This is a genomic window from Deltaproteobacteria bacterium (assembly GCA_016875225.1).
Lineage (GTDB): Bacteria > Myxococcota_A > UBA9160 > SZUA-336 > SZUA-336 > VGRW01.
Genome location: VGRW01000024.1, coordinates 26518 through 42563, shown reverse-complemented (window position 1 = coordinate 42563; position 16046 = coordinate 26518). Strand labels below are relative to the sequence as shown.

Annotated in this window: 17 protein-coding genes; 15 read left to right on the top strand and 2 right to left on the bottom strand. The window is 71.9% G+C overall.

What is annotated here, in order from left to right; translation table 11 throughout:
* A partial coding sequence (locus FJ108_08330; GenBank protein ID MBM4335905.1) for an SLC13 family permease occupies positions 1-1533 on the bottom strand: 1533 nt, incomplete at its 3' end.
* Positions 1534-1629: 96 nt separating this feature from the next.
* Here FJ108_08330 and FJ108_08325 point away from each other — a divergent pair.
* From FJ108_08325 to FJ108_08260, 14 genes are all read left to right on the top strand, one after another.
* Positions 1630-2772 carry an ABC transporter substrate-binding protein gene (locus FJ108_08325; protein ID MBM4335904.1) on the top strand — a complete coding sequence of 381 codons (1143 nt, stop codon included), beginning with the start codon at positions 1630-1632 and terminating at the stop codon, positions 2770-2772.
* Positions 2773-2787: 15 nt separating this feature from the next.
* A complete protein-coding gene (locus tag FJ108_08320) occupies positions 2788-3690 on the top strand; it encodes a branched-chain amino acid ABC transporter permease (protein ID MBM4335903.1) in 903 nt (300 codons plus the stop codon).
* A 2-nt stretch (positions 3691-3692) separates the two neighbouring features.
* A complete protein-coding gene (locus tag FJ108_08315; GenBank protein MBM4335902.1) occupies positions 3693-4694 on the top strand; it encodes a branched-chain amino acid ABC transporter permease in 1002 nt (333 codons plus the stop codon).
* A complete protein-coding gene (locus tag FJ108_08310) occupies positions 4691-5464 on the top strand; it encodes an ABC transporter ATP-binding protein (GenBank protein MBM4335901.1) in 774 nt (257 codons plus the stop codon). Before FJ108_08315 ends, FJ108_08310 begins: the two co-directional genes overlap by 4 nt.
* An 8-nt stretch (positions 5465-5472) precedes the next feature.
* Positions 5473-6195: an ABC transporter ATP-binding protein gene (locus tag FJ108_08305; GenBank protein MBM4335900.1), complete on the top strand. Its 723-nt coding sequence runs from the start codon at positions 5473-5475 to the stop codon at positions 6193-6195.
* Positions 6192-6812 carry an HAD-IA family hydrolase gene (locus tag FJ108_08300; protein ID MBM4335899.1) on the top strand — a complete coding sequence of 207 codons (621 nt, stop codon included), beginning with the start codon at positions 6192-6194 and terminating at the stop codon, positions 6810-6812. The genes FJ108_08305 and FJ108_08300 overlap by 4 nt, the downstream gene beginning before the upstream one ends.
* Positions 6813-6851: 39 nt before the next feature.
* Positions 6852-8051, top strand: a complete 1200-nt coding sequence (locus FJ108_08295; GenBank protein ID MBM4335898.1) for an acyl-CoA dehydrogenase — start codon at positions 6852-6854, stop codon at positions 8049-8051.
* 4 nt (positions 8052-8055) lie between these two features.
* Entirely contained in the window at positions 8056-9132 is a 1077-nt protein-coding gene (locus FJ108_08290) for an acyl-CoA dehydrogenase (GenBank protein MBM4335897.1), read from the top strand.
* Between the two features lie 10 nt (positions 9133-9142).
* Complete coding sequence (locus FJ108_08285; protein ID MBM4335896.1) at positions 9143-9964, top strand: hypothetical protein; 822 nt, start codon at positions 9143-9145, stop codon at positions 9962-9964.
* A gap of 17 nt (positions 9965-9981) precedes the next feature.
* Positions 9982-10419, top strand: coding sequence for an HIT family protein (locus FJ108_08280; protein MBM4335895.1), 438 nt, complete (start codon positions 9982-9984; stop codon positions 10417-10419).
* A gap of 1313 nt (positions 10420-11732) precedes the next feature.
* On the top strand, positions 11733-12038 hold the full coding sequence (locus tag FJ108_08275; protein MBM4335894.1) for a hypothetical protein: 306 nt from the start codon (positions 11733-11735) through the stop codon (positions 12036-12038).
* Positions 12039-12131: 93 nt separating this feature from the next.
* Positions 12132-13109, top strand: coding sequence for a GlxA family transcriptional regulator (locus FJ108_08270; GenBank protein MBM4335893.1), 978 nt, complete (start codon positions 12132-12134; stop codon positions 13107-13109).
* A gap of 37 nt (positions 13110-13146) precedes the next feature.
* Positions 13147-13737: a DJ-1/PfpI family protein gene (locus FJ108_08265; GenBank protein ID MBM4335892.1), complete on the top strand. Its 591-nt coding sequence runs from the start codon at positions 13147-13149 to the stop codon at positions 13735-13737.
* A complete protein-coding gene (locus tag FJ108_08260) occupies positions 13737-14315 on the top strand; it encodes a suppressor of fused domain protein (protein ID MBM4335891.1) in 579 nt (192 codons plus the stop codon). The genes FJ108_08265 and FJ108_08260 overlap by 1 nt, the downstream gene beginning before the upstream one ends.
* Positions 14316-14337: 22 nt before the next feature.
* Here the strand turns inward: FJ108_08260 and FJ108_08255 are convergent, their stop codons facing one another.
* A complete protein-coding gene (locus FJ108_08255; GenBank protein ID MBM4335890.1) occupies positions 14338-15156 on the bottom strand; it encodes a hypothetical protein in 819 nt (272 codons plus the stop codon).
* 37 nt (positions 15157-15193) lie between these two features.
* Between FJ108_08255 and FJ108_08250 the strand changes: the two genes are divergently transcribed.
* Positions 15194-16042, top strand: a complete 849-nt coding sequence (locus FJ108_08250) for a class I SAM-dependent methyltransferase (GenBank protein MBM4335889.1) — start codon at positions 15194-15196, stop codon at positions 16040-16042.
* Positions 16043-16046 lie beyond the last annotated feature (4 nt).

Below are 16046 nucleotides of genomic sequence, written 5' to 3'. Positions count from 1 at the left end.
CATCAGCGCCGCGGCCGCGTTGTTGCTGATCACCTCGGTCAGCAGCATCGTCCCGAAGTAGACCAGCGCGAGCGCCCCGAGCGGTCCGACGTCGCCGACGATCCCCGCGAGCTGGCTTGCGATCGCGGCCGCTACGCCCGTCTTCTCCATCGCCGAGCCGATGCCCAGCGCCGCTGCGATCGAGATCAGGATCGACCACTCGATGCTGCGGCGCGCCTGCGCAGCGCTGATGCAGCGGGTGGCGACGAGCGCGCCCGCGGCGAGAAACGCCGCGATCGAGATCGGCAGGACCTCCAGCGTGACGGTCGCGATCAGCGCGGCCAGCACGCCGAGCGCGACCCAGGCGCGGTCGTAGCGCGGGTTCTCGGTGCCCGCGATCTCGCTCACCAGGTAGAAGTCGGGGCTGTTGCCGTGGACGCGCGCGAAGCCGGGCGCGGTCTGCAGCAGAAGCGTGTCGCCCGGCCGAAGCACGATGTCGCCGATCTTCCCCGCCACGCGCTCGCCGTTTCGGTGCACCGCGATCACCGCGGCGTCGTAGACGGTGCGGAAGCCCGCGTCGCGGATGCTGCGCCCGACCAGCGGCGAGGAGTGCGAGACCACCGCCTCCGAGAGCCGCCGCCCGGGATCCGACGGGGCGGGGCGCTCGTCGTCGCTCGCCGGCACCAGGCCGCGGATTCGCGACAGGTCGACGATCGTGTCGACCACGCCCGCGAAGACGAGCCGGTCCGATTCGAAGATCACCTCGTCCGAGGCGACCGGCGTGATCACGCGCCCGGCGCGATCGATCTCGACCAGGAACAGGCCGGGCAGGTGCCGCAGCCCCGCGTCCTCGACGCTGCGATTGGCAAGCGGAGAGCGCAGCTCGACGATCATCGCCACCGTGTACTCGCGACGGGCGTCGCCGAGGTCCTCGGTCGGCTCGCGGCGCGCGGGCAGCAGCCTGGGCGCGACCCAGACCAGGTAGGCCAGCCCGGCGACACAGACGGGAATTCCCACCGGCGCGAGCTCGAAGAAGCCCATCGGCTTCATCCCCGACTGCAGCATCATTCCGGCGACCGTGAGATTGGTGCTGGTGCCGATGATCGTGGTGACACCGCCGAGGATCGTCGCGAAGCTCAGCGGGATCAGGAAGCGGCCCGGCGACATGCGGTTCCGGTGCGCCCAGTCGATCACGACCGGGGTCATCATCGCGACGATCGTGGTGTTGTTCAGGAACGCCGAGACGGTCGCGATCGGGAAGACCATCCGCAGCAGTCCCACGCGCTCGCTCCGCGTGCGGCCGAAGATGCGCCCGAAGCTCGCCTCCAGCGCGCCGGTGGCCCGCAGAGCCGCGGCGAGCACGAGCAGCGCTCCGATCGTGAGCATGGATTCGTTCGCGAAGCCGGCGAACGTCTCGGCGGGAGTGAGCACGCCGGCGGCGGCGAGCGTGATCACGCCTGCCATCAGGATGACGTCGGGGCCGGCGAGCTCGCGCGCCATCGCGGCGATCGCCGCGACCAGGACCGCCACCGTGAGCCAGGCCTCGAATTCCATTCGCGCGCGACGATAGCCCTGTGGAGCTTCCCGCTCAAAGCCCGCCTTGCGCGGCGCTGCCGGGACGTGTACCCCAAGCGGATCTCGGGAGGTAGCATGCGGGGGGTTTGGCGGGCCGGTTCCGTCTGCACGGCGCTTCTTCTCTTCGCGCTCGCGTGTGGCAGCGAGCAGCGGGCGGCCGACGCGATCCTGGTCGGCCACGTCGCGTCGATGACCGGCGACACCGCGACCTTCGGGCGCAGCGCCGACCAGGGCATGCGGCTCGCGATCGAGGAGCTCAACGCGGCGGGCGGCGTGCTCGGTCGCCCCCTCGAGCTGATCACCGAAGACGACCGCTCGATCACGGAAGAGGCGCGCACCGCGGCGCAGAAGCTCCTGCAGCGCGACCGGGTCGTGGCGCTGCTCGGTGAGGTCGCGTCGTCCCGCTCGCTCGCCGCGGCGCCCGAGGCGCAGCGCGCGCGCGTGCCGATGATCTCGCCCGGCTCGACCAACCCGAAGGTGACCGAGGTCGGCGACTACGTGTTCCGGGCCTGCTTCATCGATCCGTTCCAGGGCGCGGTGATGGCGCGGTTCGCGGTCGAGGACCTGCGCGGTCGGCGGCTCGCGATCCTGTTCGACTTCAAGCAGGACTACTCGGTGGGTCTGGCCGAGTTCTTCCGCCAGAAGGCGCGCGAGCTCGGCGCGGAGATCGTGGCCGACGAGCGCTACACCAGCGGCGACATCGACTTCCGGCCGCAGCTGACCACGATCCGCGCCGCGAATCCCGACGCGGTCTTCGTGCCGGGCTACTACACCGAAGTCGGTCTGATCGCGCGCCAGGCGCGCGAGAAGGGCCTGAACGTGCCGCTTCTCGGCGGCGACGGCTGGGATTCCGAGAAGACCGTCGAGATCGGCGGCGCTGCCGTCGACGGCTACTACTTCTCGACCCACTACGCCGCGGACTCGGACAACCCGCGCGTGCAGGAATTCGTGCGCAAGTTCGCGGCGAAGAATGGCGCAACGCCCGACGCGATGGCGGCGCTGGGCTACGACGCGGCCGGGATCCTGGCGGACGCGCTCGGCCGCGCGGGCGGGACCGACGGCGCGAAGCTCCGCGACGCGATCGCCTCGACGTCCGGCTTCGACGGCGTGACCGGCAGGATCTCGATGGACGAGAAGCGCAACGCGCGCAAGGACGCCGTGGTGCTCGAGATCGAGGGCGGAAAGTTCCGCTATCACAAGACGGTGTCGGCCGACTGACGGCCGTCGGGTCCCGTGGAGAACCTGCTCGAGCAGCTGCTGAACGGGATCCAATGGGGCTCGATCTACGCCCTGATCGCGCTCGGCTACACGATGGTGTACGGCGTGCTGAAGCTGATCAACTTCGCCCACGGCGAGGTCTACATGGTCGGCGCGATGGTCGGCTACTACGCCGCGGGTTTCCTCGGCGTGGCGGACGCGCCGTCGATCGGGGCGCTGCTGATCGTGCTGCTCGCCTCGATGGTCGCCTGCGGACTGCTCGGCGCGCTGATCGAGCGGATCGCGTACCGGCCGCTGCGCGGCGCCGGGCGGCTGGCGCCGCTGATCACCGCGATCGGCGTGTCGCTGCTGCTGCAGAACGCGGGGCAGCTGGTCTTCGGCGCGGATCCGAAGTTCTTCCCGCCGCTGATCCGCTCGGAAGCCGCGCTGCGGATCGGCGGGATCGCGGTCTCGAACATCCAGATCGTCGTGCTCGTGACGGCGATCCTGCTGATGGGCGGCCTGCAGTACGTGGTGCGGCGAACGCGCTTCGGACGCGCGATGCGCGCGGTCTCGTACGACGCGCCCGCCGCCGCGCTGATGGGCGTGCCGGTGGACCGCGTGATCCTGGGCACGTTCGTGCTCGGCTCGTGTCTGGCGGCGGCCGCGGGAATCCTGGTCGGGCTTTCGAACCCGAAGATCGATCCGCTGATGGGGCTGATGCCCGGACTGAAGGCGTTCGTCGCGGCGGTGCTGGGCGGGATCGGAAGCATTCCCGGGGCGATGCTCGGCGGGATCCTGCTCGGAGTCATCGAGACACTCGTGACCGGCTATCTCTCGAGCACGTACCGCGACGCGATCGCGTTCGTGATCCTGGTCCTGATCCTGCTCTACCGGCCGACCGGCCTGTTCGGCGCGCCGCAGACCGAGAAGGTCTAGGCGTGCGCGTTCGCTCGCTGGCCGGCGCAGTCGCGGCGCTCGGAGCTCTGGTCCTGATCGACCAGATCGCGCCGCGGCTGCTGAACCCGTACTTCGTCACGATCCTCTCGCGGATCGGAATCGCGGTGATCGCCGCGGTCTCGCTGCAGCTCGTGAACGGATTCACCGGCCAGTTCTCGATCGGGCACGCCGGCTTCATGGCGATCGGCGCGTACGCCTCGGCCGCGCTCTCGGTCTTCGCGGGCGCGGAGGGGCTGGAGCTCGCGGCAACTTTCGTTCCGATCTCCGTCGCGCGGGTCGCGTACTTTCCGCTGGCGCTCGTCTTCGGCGGGCTCGCGGCGGCCGTCGTCGGAATCTTCGTCGCGGTGCCCGCGCTCCGGCTTCGCGGCGACTACCTCGCGATCGCGACGCTCGGCGCGGGCGAGATCATCCGCATCGCGATCCTGAACATCGACGCCGTCGGGGGAGCGCGCGGCTTCTCGCTCGCGTCGTCCGCGCATCCGGCCGTCGACCTGCGCTTCGAGGGGCTGGGCGGCGTGTTCGCGGTCGCGGCGCTCACGGTGCTCGCGATCGCGCGGCTGGTCTACTCGGGTGGGGGGCTCGCGTTCCGGGCGGTGCGCGAGGACGAGACGGCGGCCGAGTCGATCGGGATCGCCACCACGCGCGTGAAGGTCGAGGCGTTCCTGGTCGCGAGCTTCTTCGCCGGCGTGGCCGGCGCGCTCTTCGCGCACAGCGAGGGCTACATCCACACCAACAGCTTCGGCTTCGTGCGCTCGTTCGAGCTGGTGGTCTTCGTGGTGCTCGGCGGCCTCGGCTCGATCTCGGGCGCGATCCTGGCTGCGGCGACGCTCACGGCCGCGCCGGAGCTTCTGCGCGGACTGGGCGACTGGCGCATGGTCCTGTACTCGCTGCTTCTGATCGCGATGATGCTCTCGCGCCCGCAGGGCCTGCTCGGGCAGCGCGAGCTCTGGCCGATCTCGCTCCTCACGCGAGGTTCGAGGTGAGTCTGCTCGAGATCCGCGGACTCAGCGTTCGCTTCGGCGGACTCACCGCTGTCTCGCGGCTGGACCTGCACGTCGACGAGGGGTCGCTCGTCGCGCTGATCGGACCCAACGGCGCCGGAAAAACCACGGCGTTCAACGTGATCACGGGTCTGTACGCCCCGAGCGACGGGAGCGTGCGCTTCGAAGGCCGCGAGATCGGCGGGGCCGCGCCGCACCGGATCTCGGCGCTCGGCATCGCGCGCACGTTCCAGAACATCCGCTTGTTCCGCAGCTTGTCGGCGCTCGACAACGTGCGCGCTGCGTTGCAGGGCTCCCGCCGCCGCGGGGTGAGCGACGTGCTGCGCCTCGGGAGCTGGAGCGCGAGCGAGCGGGCGGCCGAGGCCGAGGCGCGCGGACTTCTCGACGAGCTCGCGCTCGGGGCGTTCGCGGACGCGCGCGCCGACTCGCTGCCGTACGGCGAGCAGCGGCGGCTCGAGATCGCTCGCGCGCTCGCGACGCGCCCGAAGCTGCTGCTGCTCGACGAGCCGGCCGCGGGAATGAACCCGGCCGAGAAGCAGGCGCTGCGCGAGCTGGTCCGGCGTCTGGGCGCGAAGCGGGGGCTCACGATCGTGCTGATCGACCACGACGTCTCGTTCGTGATGAATCTCTCCGACCGCGTGGCGGTGCTCGATCACGGCGAGAAGATCGCCGACGGCGCGCCCGAGGCGGTGCGCCGCGACCCGCTGGTGATCGAAGCCTACCTCGGCCGCGACGGGGAGGACGAGGCGTGAGCGCGGCGCTGCTCGCGGTCGAGTCGCTCGACGTGCGCTACGGCGCGATCCACGCGCTGCGCGGCGTCTCGTTCTCGGTCGCGGCCGGCGAGATCGTCACGCTGATCGGCTCGAACGGCGCCGGAAAGTCCACGCTGCTTCGCGCGGTCTCCGGGCTGGTCCGGCCCAGCGCCGGCCGCGTCCTGCTCGAAGGCGTCGACGTGACCGGCCACCGGCCGGAAGCGATCGTTTCGCTCGGCTGCTCGCACGTGCCCGAGGGCCGGCGCATCTTCGCGAACCTGTCGGTGCTCGAAAACCTGCGCATGGGCGCGTGGCCGCGCCGCGGTGGCGAGGCCGAGGGTCTGGAGCGGGTCTTCGCGCTGTTTCCGCGCCTGCGCGAGCGGCTGACACAGGCCGGTGGCACGCTCTCGGGAGGCGAGCAGCAGATGCTCGCGATCGGACGCGCGCTGATGGCGGAGCCGAAGGTGCTGCTGCTCGACGAGCCTTCGCTCGGGCTCGCGCCGCTGCTCGTGAAGCAGATCTTCTCGATCGTGCGCGAGATCAACGCGCAGGGCACGACGGTGGTGCTCGTGGAGCAGAACGCGCACCAGGCGCTCCGCGTGGCGCACCGCGCCTACGTGCTCGAGACCGGAGCGCTCGCACTCGAGGGCAGCGCCCGCGAGCTCGCAAGCGACCCGCGCGTGCGCGCGGCCTACCTGGGGGACGGGGACGGCAGCCCCGGCCCGGCATGATCCGCGCCGTCCTCTGGGATCTCGATGGCGTCCTGATCGACAGCTACGAGGTCTGGTTTCACCTGTTGAACCAGACCTCGGGGGAGTTCGGCGGGATCCCGATCTCGCGCGAGGTCATGCGCGCCGGCTGGGGGCAGGGAATCGCGGCCGACGTCGAGCGGTTCTTCCCGCACAAGACCGTCGCCGAGACCGAGGCGCACTACCACGCGCACTTCATGGAGCACGCTCGGCACCTGCGCGTGGACCCGGACGCCTTCGCCGTCACGGAGGAGCTGCGGCGGCGCGGATTCGGACAGGCGCTGATCACGAACACGCCCTCGCCGCTCGCGATCGAGATCCTGCGCGCGGCCGGGCTCGCGCTCGACGCCGTCGTAGGCGGAACCGACGTTCCGCGCGCCAAGCCCGCGCCCGACATGGTTCACGAGGCGTGCCGCAGGCTGGGCGTTTCGAGCCGCGAGGCCATCGTCGTCGGTGATTCGCGCTACGACCGCGAGGCGGCGCTCGGCGCGGGCGTGCGCTTCGTCGGGCTGCGCATCGACTGCGACACGCGCATCGAGCGCGTTCGCGAGCTGCTCGAGCTGCCGGAGCTCCGCCCCGTTCGCGCCCCGACACCGTGATAGACTGCGCCTCGCAGTCACAGAGCACGAGGTGTCGAGATGGATCTCTCCTACAGCGCGGAGTACGAGGCGTTCCGCGCCGAGGTCGCGGGTTTCCTGGCGGGGAGCTGGCCGCTGAAGGGCGCGGAGGCGGAGCTCCCCTCCGAGCAGAAGGCGGCGCTGTTTCGCGGCCGCGCGATCGAGGCCGGCTACCTCGCGCGTTCGATTCCCAAGCGGTACGGCGGCTCGCAGCAGGCGCCGGACGTCCTGAAGGCGCAGATCATCCGCGAGGAGTTCTTCCGCGCGCGCGCGCCGGGCGATCTGGCGGGAATCGGGCCGAGCATGCTCGTGCCGACGCTGCTGGAGAAGGGCGCCGAGTGGCAGAAGGAGAAGTTCATCGGCCCGACGATGCGCGGCGAGATCGTCTGGTGCCAGGGCTACAGCGAGCCGGGCTCGGGCAGTGATCTCGCGTCGCTGCAGACCCGCGCCGAGATCGTCGGAAACGAGTGGGTGATCAACGGCCAGAAGATCTGGACCAGCGGCGCGCACGTGGCCGACTACATGTTCTGTCTCTGTCGCACCGAGCGCGACGCGCCCAAGCACGCGGGCATCTCCTACTTGCTGCTCGCGATGAAGCAGCCCGGCATCGAAGTGCGGCCGCTGCGCCAGATGACCGGGGCCTCCGACTTCAACGAGGTCTTCTTCAGCGACGCGCGCACGCCGCTGGACTGGATCGTCGGAAAGCGCGGCGAGGGCTGGATCGTCTCGCGCACCACGCTGAAGCACGAGCGCAACATGATCGGCGACGCGGCCACGACCGTGACCATGTTCCAGGGGCTCGTCTCGCTCGCGAAGCGGTCGCTGCGCGACGGCCGGCCCGCGCTCGACGACCCCGGGATCCGCCAGCGCATCGTCCAGCTCGAGGGCTACGTGCGCTCGCACCAGTACTCCGGCTACCGGCAGCTCACCAAGGCGGCGAAGGCGCAGGATCCCGGCCGCGTCGGACTGATGAACAAGCTGATGTCGACGAACCTCGGCCAGGAGATGGCGAAGATCGCGCTCGACCTGATCGGCGACGACGGCCTGCTCGAGCCGACCGAGCGCAGGCTCGGCGCGCCGCGCGAGAACGGCCAGTGGGTCGGCCAGTTCCTCTGGTCGCTCGGCTCCGCCGTCGCGGGCGGGACCGCCAACATCCAGCGCAACGTGATCGGCGAGCGCGGCCTCGGCCTGCCGCGCGACGCGGCGGCGCAGAGGAGCTAGTCCGATGAACTTCGATCTCTCCGAAGAGCAGGAGATGCTCCAGGCGACCGTCGGCCAGTTCGCCGCCGACCAGTGCCCGCCGACGCGGCGGCGCGCGATCTTCGACGGCCCCGACGGACATGACACCGAGCTGTGGCAGGGGCTGCTGGAGCTCGGGCTCGGCGCGATCGCCGTGCCCGAGGAGTACGGCGGCGCGGGGCTCGAGCTGCTCGACCTCGCGCTGGTCGCCGAGGTGCTCGGCGCGGGCGCGGTTCCCGGCCCGTTCCTGGGCCATTCGCTCGCGGGGCTCGCGATCCTGTACGCGGGAAGCGACGCGCAGAAGAAGACCTGGCTGCCGAAGCTCGCCGCTGGCGATCTGCTGGGAACCGTGGCGTTCGCCGAGGGCGACGGACGCTGGCAGCCGGACGAGTGGACGATGAACTCTGGCGCGACGATCGACGGCAGCAAGGCGCACGTGCCGTTCGGCGAGCACGCGGACCTGTTCGTGGTCGGCACGCGCGGCGGCGGCCTCGCGCTCTGCGAGCGCGGTGCGCGCGGGCTCTCGCTCGAGCCGCTGCGCGGAATCGACCGCACGCGCCGGATCTCGAGCTTGCGTCTTTCCGGCACGCCCTGTGACGTGCTGCCGGGCGGCCCCGCGGCGGCCGGGCGCGTTCGCGACGCGGCGCTCGTGATGCTCGCGGCCGATGCCTTCGGCGGCGCCGCCACGCTGCTCGACCTCTCGGTCGAGTACGCCAAGACGCGCCAGCAGTTCGGCGTCACGATCGGAAGCTTCCAGGCGCTGAAGCACCAGCTCGCCTCGATGGCCGTCGAGGTCGAGCCGGCGCGCGCGCTGTACTGGTACGCGGCGCACGCGTTCGACCGGATTCCCGAGGAGTCCGAGCGCAGCGCGGCGCTCGCGAAGGCGCACCTGACACAGGTCTACACGCAGGTCGCGCGCGACGCGGTCGAGGCGCACGGCGGGATCGGCTTCACCTGGGAGTCCGACGTGCAGATCTACTTCAAGCGCGCGCTCTTCGACCGCGCGTTCCTCGGCACGCCGGTCGTGCACCGGGAGCGCGCGGCCGTGCTGGCCGGCTGGTGAGGAGACAGGGATGAGCGGCGAGCGGCATACACGAATCGACGTCGAGAATGGCATCGCGCAGATCACCCTCGACCGGCCCGCGCGCATGAACGCCTGGACCGCGCAGATGGGCGCGGAGCTGAACGAGCACCTGCTCCGCTGCGACGAGGACGACGCGGTGCGGGTGGTAGTCGTGACCGGCGCCGGCCGCGCGTTCTGCGCGGGTGCGGACCTGGAGCGCGGCGGCGACACGTTCGCCGACGGCGGGGAGCGCGGCGGCGCGGCTCCGGCGCGGACGATCCAGCCCTGGGAGGTGCGCAAGCCGATCATCGCGGCGATCAACGGCGCGGCCGTCGGCGTCGGCATCACGCTGCCGCTGCAGTACGACATCCGGATCGCCGCGAGCGACGCGAAGCTCGGCTTCCTCTTCGTGCGCCGCGGCGTGGTGACGGAGCTCTCGAGCACCTGGATCCTGCCGCGGCTGGTCGGCATCGCGCGGGCGGCCGACCTGCTGCTCTCGGGGCGGATCGTGCTCGGCGAGGAGGCCGCTCGGCTCGGGCTCGTGAACGAGGCGGTTCCGGCGGAGCGCGTGCTGCCGCGCGCGCTCGAGATCGCGCGCGAGATCGCCGAGAACACGGCGCCCGTCTCGGTCGCACTCACCAAGCAGATGATCTGGGAGCATCTGGGCGGCCCGCCGCCGGCGCGTGTCGCGCGGCGCGAGGGCAAGGCTCTCTGGGCGCTGGGGCGGATGGCGGACGCGAAGGAGGGCGTGACGAGCTTCCTAGAGAAGCGCAAGCCGCGCTTCACGCTCTCGCCGACGAAGGACGCTCCGCCGCTCGATCCGCTCGATTGAGCCCGGAGCGCGACCGGATGCCGAGGAGCGCGGGCTGCATCTTCTGCAAGATCGTGCGCGGCGAGGCCGGTGCGCACCGCGTCTACGAGGACGCGCACACGATCGTCTTCATGGACATCTTCCCGGTCACCGACGGGCACGCGCTGGTGGTCACGAAGGACCACTTCGAGAACCTCTACGAGGTCGATGAGCCCACGCTCGGTGCGGTCGCGCGGGCGTCCCTTCGCGTCGCCGCGGCGATTCGCGCGGAGCTCGCGCCCGACGGGCTGATGGTCTTCCAGCTGAACGGCGAGGCCGCGGGACAGACGGTCTTCCACTACCACATGCACCTGATGCCGCGGACCCGCGGAGAGCCGCTGCAGCTCCACACGCGCGTGCCGGGCGATCCGGCACGACTCGCCGCGACCGCCGCGCGGCTGTCGGCCGCGCTGGAGCGGCTGGGGCTCGTGGATTGAGCTTGCGCGCGGGCACGCTCGCGCTGCAGCTCCTGCTCGCGATCGCCGCGGCCGCACGCGCCGGCGAGCTGCCGGATGCGTACGCGGGAATGAGTCTCGCCGCCGGCGACAGCCACCAGCACGCGGCAACGCTCTGGATGATCGAGCGACTCCAGCGCGAGCCGCCGGTGCCCGGGTTCCCGGGCGGCCTGCACGAGAACGGCTCGAGCGCCGACGCCTACGACGCGCTGCGCGAGGCCGGCTACGAGTGGGGCAGCCTCTCGCACCACGACACGAACCATCCCGGAGCGATCGCGAACGTCTGCCTGGAGACGGCGAGCGAGAAGTACCGCTGGTGGTCGATGAACGTCACGCCCGCGGGCTTCCCCGACGCGATGGCCGCGGAGGGAGCGGTGCTGGACCCCCGCGCGAACGAGGCGCTCGCGCTCTCGCGGCTCGCGACGTCCAGGACCGTGGAGGGGCCGGGCGGATTCCTCGCGCTCACGGGCCGCGAGTTCACCAACTACGCGTTCACACCGAAGGGTGTCGGACCTCGCGAGGGCGGACACAAGATCGTGATCCTGCCCGCCGAGACGCTCGGGCTCTGCGCGGAGGACGGGCGGCTCCGCGGCGACGAGTACTGCGCCGACGAGTTCCGGCTCTACCGCTGGCTCGCGACCTCGAGCCTGCCGCAGGGCGTACTGATCCAGGCGCACCCCGGCGCGGCCGACGCGATGGACCTGCGGCCTCTGCACCCGCGCAACGCTCCCGGCGGCTTCTCGGACGCGTTCGTGCAGGGCGTCGAGGTCAGCTCCGGCAAGCGCGACCCGGAGTGGGAGCCGAGCTACCAGCGCGCGCTGCGCCTGGGATACCGCGTGTTCCCGGCCTTCGGCTCCGACAGTCACGACGCGAAGGGCCCGCGCAGCGCCGCGTCGCTGCGCAACGGCGCGACGGTCTGCTGGGTGCGGGCGCGAACGCGCGAGGCGCTGATCGACGCGATGCACGCGCGCCGCTGCTACTACTCGGGCTCTGGGAAGCCCGCGCTCCGCTTCGAGATGCGCGCGGGCAAGCGGAGCGCGTGGCTGCCGATGGGAGCCAGGCTCGATGCGCCGGACGGCCGGGTCGACGTCCACCTGCTGGCGCTGAACGATCCGCGCAACGCGAACGGGGATCCGCGCCTGACCCGGCGCTTCGACGTCGTCGAGCTCGTCGACGCGAGCGACCGTGTGCTCGCGTCCGCACCGTGCACGCGCAGTATCGACGGGCGCGACCTGTGCCGGCTCGAGCTCGACGCGCTCGCGATCTCGGACGGCGCGATCTACCCGCGCATCCGCATGAAGGACCCGAACCCGGCGGGCTGCCGCTCGAAGCAGACGGCGCGCTCGGGAAACTGCGAGAAGCTCGTGATCGGAAGCGCCATCTACGTGAACTGGGCCCGGTTCCTCGAGTCGACACCGTACCGTGTCTGCCGATTCGGGGCGCGCGACGTGCCCTGCGGCACTCCGGGCTGCCTGCCTTCGGAGCTCGACCGGGACCAGGACGGCCATCCCGACGGCTGCGACGTCTGCCCCTTCCTCGCCAATCCCGACCAGGCCGATTCCGACAAGGACGGTTTCGGCGACGCCTGCCCCCGGCCCTAGACGCGGCCTCCCGCGCGCACCCTGCCGCACCTGGCAGGAATCGTGGGGTCTTTGTCATTGCGGCCAGAGCGGATCGCGGCCACCCTGCCTGCGATGCGCGTCGTCATGCTCGTCCATCCCGGGGTACAGGTGCTCGACGTCACCGGCCCGCTCGAGGTGTTCGCGAACGCGAACCGCCGGCTCGACGAGCTCGGCGACCGGCGCGCGAAGCGCTACGAGATCGAGATCGCCGCGCGCGAGCCGGGCCGGCTGCTCTCCACGTCCGGAATCGAGCTGATCGCGGGCCGCGGGCTGCGCGAGCTGCGCGCACCGATCGACACGCTGATGGTCGCGGGCGGCAGCGGAACCGCGCAGGCGCTGCGCGACCGAGAGCTGATCGGGTTCCTGCGCCGTCGCGCGCCGGGCGCGCGACGCGTCGCGTCGGTGTGCACGGGGGCGTTCCTGCTCGCCGAGGCGGGGCTTCTCGACGGTCGGCGCGCGACCACGCACTGGGCGAGCTGCGCGCGGCTGGCGTCGCTCTATCCGAAGGTCCGGGTCGAGAGCGATCCGATCTTCGTGCGCGACGGCAAGGTCTGGAGCTCGGCGGGCGTCTGCGCGGGAATGGATCTCGCGCTCGCGCTGGTCGAGCAGGACCACGGCCGCGAGCTCGCGCTCACGGTCGCGCGCTGGCTGGTGCTCTTCCTCAAGCGACCCGGCGGGCAGTCGCAGTTCAGCGCCGAGCTCGAGGCCCAGGCCACCGAGCACGACGCGATCCGCGCGCTGCAGAGCTGGGCACGCGAGCACCTGAGCGGTGGGCTGGGCGTAGGCGAGCTCGCCCGGCGCGCGGCGATGAGCCCGCGAAACTTCGCGCGCGTCTTCGCGCGCGAGGTCGGCGAAACGCCCGCGCGCTGGGTCGAGCGAGCGCGGGTCGAGGCCGCGCGGCGGCTGCTCGAGGAGTCCGACGCGGGCGTGGACGAGGTGGCGCGTCGCTGCGGCTTCGGCAGCGCCGAGAGCCTGCGCCGCTCGTTCCTGCGCCGCGTTCGCGTCTCGCCGGCCGCGTACCGGGCGCGCTTCCGCTCGGCCGCGGCCTGAGCCCGGACCCGATCACGAACCCACCAGGAGAACGACGATGGCCATCACGACCGGAATTCTGATCTTCGACGACGCGGAGGAGCTCGACTTCGTCGGACCGTGGGAGGTGTTCGGGATGGTTCGCCACATCGTGCCGGAGGACCGCGTGGTCACGATCGCGCGCTCTCACGAGCCGATCCGCGCCGCGAAGGGAATGCGGGTCCTCCCGGACCACTCGTTCGCCGACGCGCCCGCGCTCGACGTGCTGCTCGTGCCGGGCGGGATCGGCACGCGCCGCGAGGTCGAGGACGCGGCGCTGATCGACTGGCTGCGCAAGACCGGCGCGCGGTGCCGCTGGGTGACCAGCGTGTGCACGGGCTCGCTGCTCCTGCACGAAGCGGGCTTCGCGAAGGGCCGGCGCGTGACCACGCACTGGGGCTTCGTCGCGACGCTTCGCGAGCGCGGCGCGGAGGTGCTCGAGAACGTGCGCTACGTGCGCGACGGGAATCTCGTCACGGCCGCGGGCGTGTCGGCCGGCATCGACATGGCGCTCTGGCTGGTCGGGCAGATCCACGGCGTCGCGGTCGCGCGGCAGGTGCAGCGCGCGATGGAGTACGATCCCGCGCCTCCCTACACGGCCGAGGTCTGATGAGCGGGCAATCCCTGATCGATGCGGTTCGCGCGCACGCGTCGCGGGTGTTCCCGGGGCGCGCGCTCGAGACGCTTGGCTGGGACGAGGGCGGGGTGGTGCGGAACCTGGCCGATTTCGCGGTGGTGCGCGTCGCGCCGGCCGCGGGCGGGGCGTCGGATCTTTGGATCCATCTCTCGGCGGGGGCATCGGCCGCGCCGATGGAGGACGGCTACGGGCTCGAGTTCGTGCTGCTCACGCGCGCGCCCGAGAAGCTCGCGACGAAGCTGCTTGCGATGGTCGCGAACCTGCACGCCGACGATCGCTACCCGCTCTCGCTCGGGCAGGCGCTCGAGATCGGCCACGGCTGGCTGCCCGGCGCGAGCGCCGACCACCTGCTCGTCGCGCTGCCGACGCTCTTCGATCCCGAGCTCGAGTGGCTCTCCGACGCCTCGCGAAACGTGCGCTTCATCTGGCTCGTGCCGATCACGCGCGCCGAGGCGGAGTTCGCGCGCAAGCACGGGCACGAGGCGCTGCAGGAGAAGCTCGGCGCCGCGCGCGCGGACGTGGCGGCGCTCGTGCGGGAGTCGGTGGTCTAGATCTGGAGCGCGCGGGCCTTCGTCAGGGCCGGTGATGCACCGAGAAGCGCAGCTCGAGGTCGCTCGCGCCGGAGCGGTTGCGCAGCACCTCGAGGCGGCTGGCGATCCCTTCGAAGAGGCCTGCGTCGAAGAGCGCGCGCTCGCGCGTGGTCGAGACGCCGAGCGTCGCGAACGACCCCGCGGCGCGCTGCGTGCCGAGCAGGAGCGCGGTGGCGCGGGATTCGCGAAGCGCGCGCAGGAGCCGCGTCCAGACCGATGCGCCGAGCTGCGCGAGCTCGCGCGGCCGCGCGCCTTCGAGGTCGAGCACCACGAGCGCGAAGCCCGTCTTGACCAGGAGCTCGGCCGCGCGCAGCGCCGCCTGCAGATCGGGGGGCCGCAGCCAGAGCACGTCCTCGAGCCGCACCTTCGCGCGCAAGAGGAAGCGGGGGTCGAGCGCGTTGGGCAGGTCGACCCAGCCGACCAGCTCGCCGCGCGAGGTGGCGCCCGCCGCCATGCGATAGGCGAGCGCGGTCTTGCCAGACGAGCGCGCGCCCGCGAGCTCGATCAGCCGCCCCTCGCTCGCGGGGCCGGACGCGCGCGAATGGGGGCGGAGGAGGGCGTCCGGGGAGAACGCCTCCTCCGCCCCGGGGTTGTCCGGTCTTTCGATCGCCGTGCGGTGGGTTCTCGGAACCGCCGGCGGGGCTTCGGCTGGGGGACACGAAGCGCCCACGCGAACCCGATCGCCGAGGCCTGCCTCGAGCAGAAGCTCGCGGAGCTGGTCGATTCGGGGAGTCGCGGTCTCCGGTTCCGAGCGCACGAGCGGATTTTCGCTCTTTTTTCGTACTTCGGTCAAGTGGGTCAAAACCCACTAGAATCCGGCTCTTACCGGGGAGGAACGCATGCAGCCGACGGGACCGAACGCGGAGCAGATCGAGTACTGGAACCTGCAGGCGGGACCGAAGTGGGTCGCCGAGAGCGCGCGAATGGACGCCATGCTCGCGCCGATCGGCCTGGCCGCGATGGAGCGCGCGCGGCCCGCGAGCGGCGAGCGCGTTCTCGACGTCGGCTGCGGCGCGGGACGCACCACGCTCGAGCTCGCCGCGCGCGTCGGCGCGAAGGGCAGCGTGCTCGGCGTGGACATCTCGGCGCCGATGCTGGGGCTGGCGCGCGAGCGCGCGCGCGCGGAGAAGGTCGCGAACGCGGAATTCGAGAACGCCGACGCGCAGACCTACGCGTTCACACCTGAAAGTGTAGACCTGATCTTCTCGCGCTTCGGCGTGATGTTCTTCGCCGAGCCCGACGCGGCGTTCGCGAACCTGCGGCGCGCGCTCCGGCCCGGCGGCCGGCTCGCGTTCGCCTGCTGGCAGGCGCTGGGGCAGAACCCGTGGATGCGCGAATCGATCGCCGCGATCGCCAAGCACGTGCCGATGCCCCCGCCGGCCGCGCCGGACGCGCCCGGGCCATTCGCCTTCGCCGACGCGGCGCGCGTGCGCGGAATCCTCGAGCGCGCGGGCTTTCGCGGCGTGGCGCACGAGGCGCTGCTCGGCGAGATCTCGCTGGGCCGCACGGTCGACGAGGCGCTCGCGTTCGCGACCGAGATCGGCCCCGCGGGAAGCGCGCTGCGCGGGGCGACCGATGCCCAGCGCGACGCGGCGCTCGCCTCGATGCGCGCGGCGCTCGAAGCCAACGCAAAGGCCGACGGCATCCGGATGGCCTACGCCGCCTGGATCGTCACCGCGGAGCGCTAGCCGG

What these genes read in the sequence shown, in the direction of transcription:
- FJ108_08325 (MBM4335904.1), top strand. Translation starts at nt 1,630, where the DNA reads ATGCGGGGGGTTTGGCGGGCCGGTTCCGTCTGCACGGCGCTTCTTCTC.
- FJ108_08300 (MBM4335899.1), top strand. Translation starts at nt 6,192, where the DNA reads ATGATCCGCGCCGTCCTCTGGGATCTCGATGGCGTCCTGATCGACAGC.
- FJ108_08295 (MBM4335898.1), top strand. Translation starts at nt 6,852, where the DNA reads ATGGATCTCTCCTACAGCGCGGAGTACGAGGCGTTCCGCGCCGAGGTC.
- FJ108_08290 (MBM4335897.1), top strand. Translation starts at nt 8,056, where the DNA reads ATGAACTTCGATCTCTCCGAAGAGCAGGAGATGCTCCAGGCGACCGTC.
- FJ108_08285 (MBM4335896.1), top strand. Translation starts at nt 9,143, where the DNA reads ATGAGCGGCGAGCGGCATACACGAATCGACGTCGAGAATGGCATCGCG.
- FJ108_08280 (MBM4335895.1), top strand. Translation starts at nt 9,982, where the DNA reads ATGCCGAGGAGCGCGGGCTGCATCTTCTGCAAGATCGTGCGCGGCGAG.
- FJ108_08275 (MBM4335894.1), top strand. Translation starts at nt 11,733, where the DNA reads ATGAAGGACCCGAACCCGGCGGGCTGCCGCTCGAAGCAGACGGCGCGC.
- FJ108_08270 (MBM4335893.1), top strand. Translation starts at nt 12,132, where the DNA reads ATGCGCGTCGTCATGCTCGTCCATCCCGGGGTACAGGTGCTCGACGTC.
- FJ108_08265 (MBM4335892.1), top strand. Translation starts at nt 13,147, where the DNA reads ATGGCCATCACGACCGGAATTCTGATCTTCGACGACGCGGAGGAGCTC.
- FJ108_08260 (MBM4335891.1), top strand. Translation starts at nt 13,737, where the DNA reads ATGAGCGGGCAATCCCTGATCGATGCGGTTCGCGCGCACGCGTCGCGG.
- FJ108_08250 (MBM4335889.1), top strand. Translation starts at nt 15,194, where the DNA reads ATGCAGCCGACGGGACCGAACGCGGAGCAGATCGAGTACTGGAACCTG.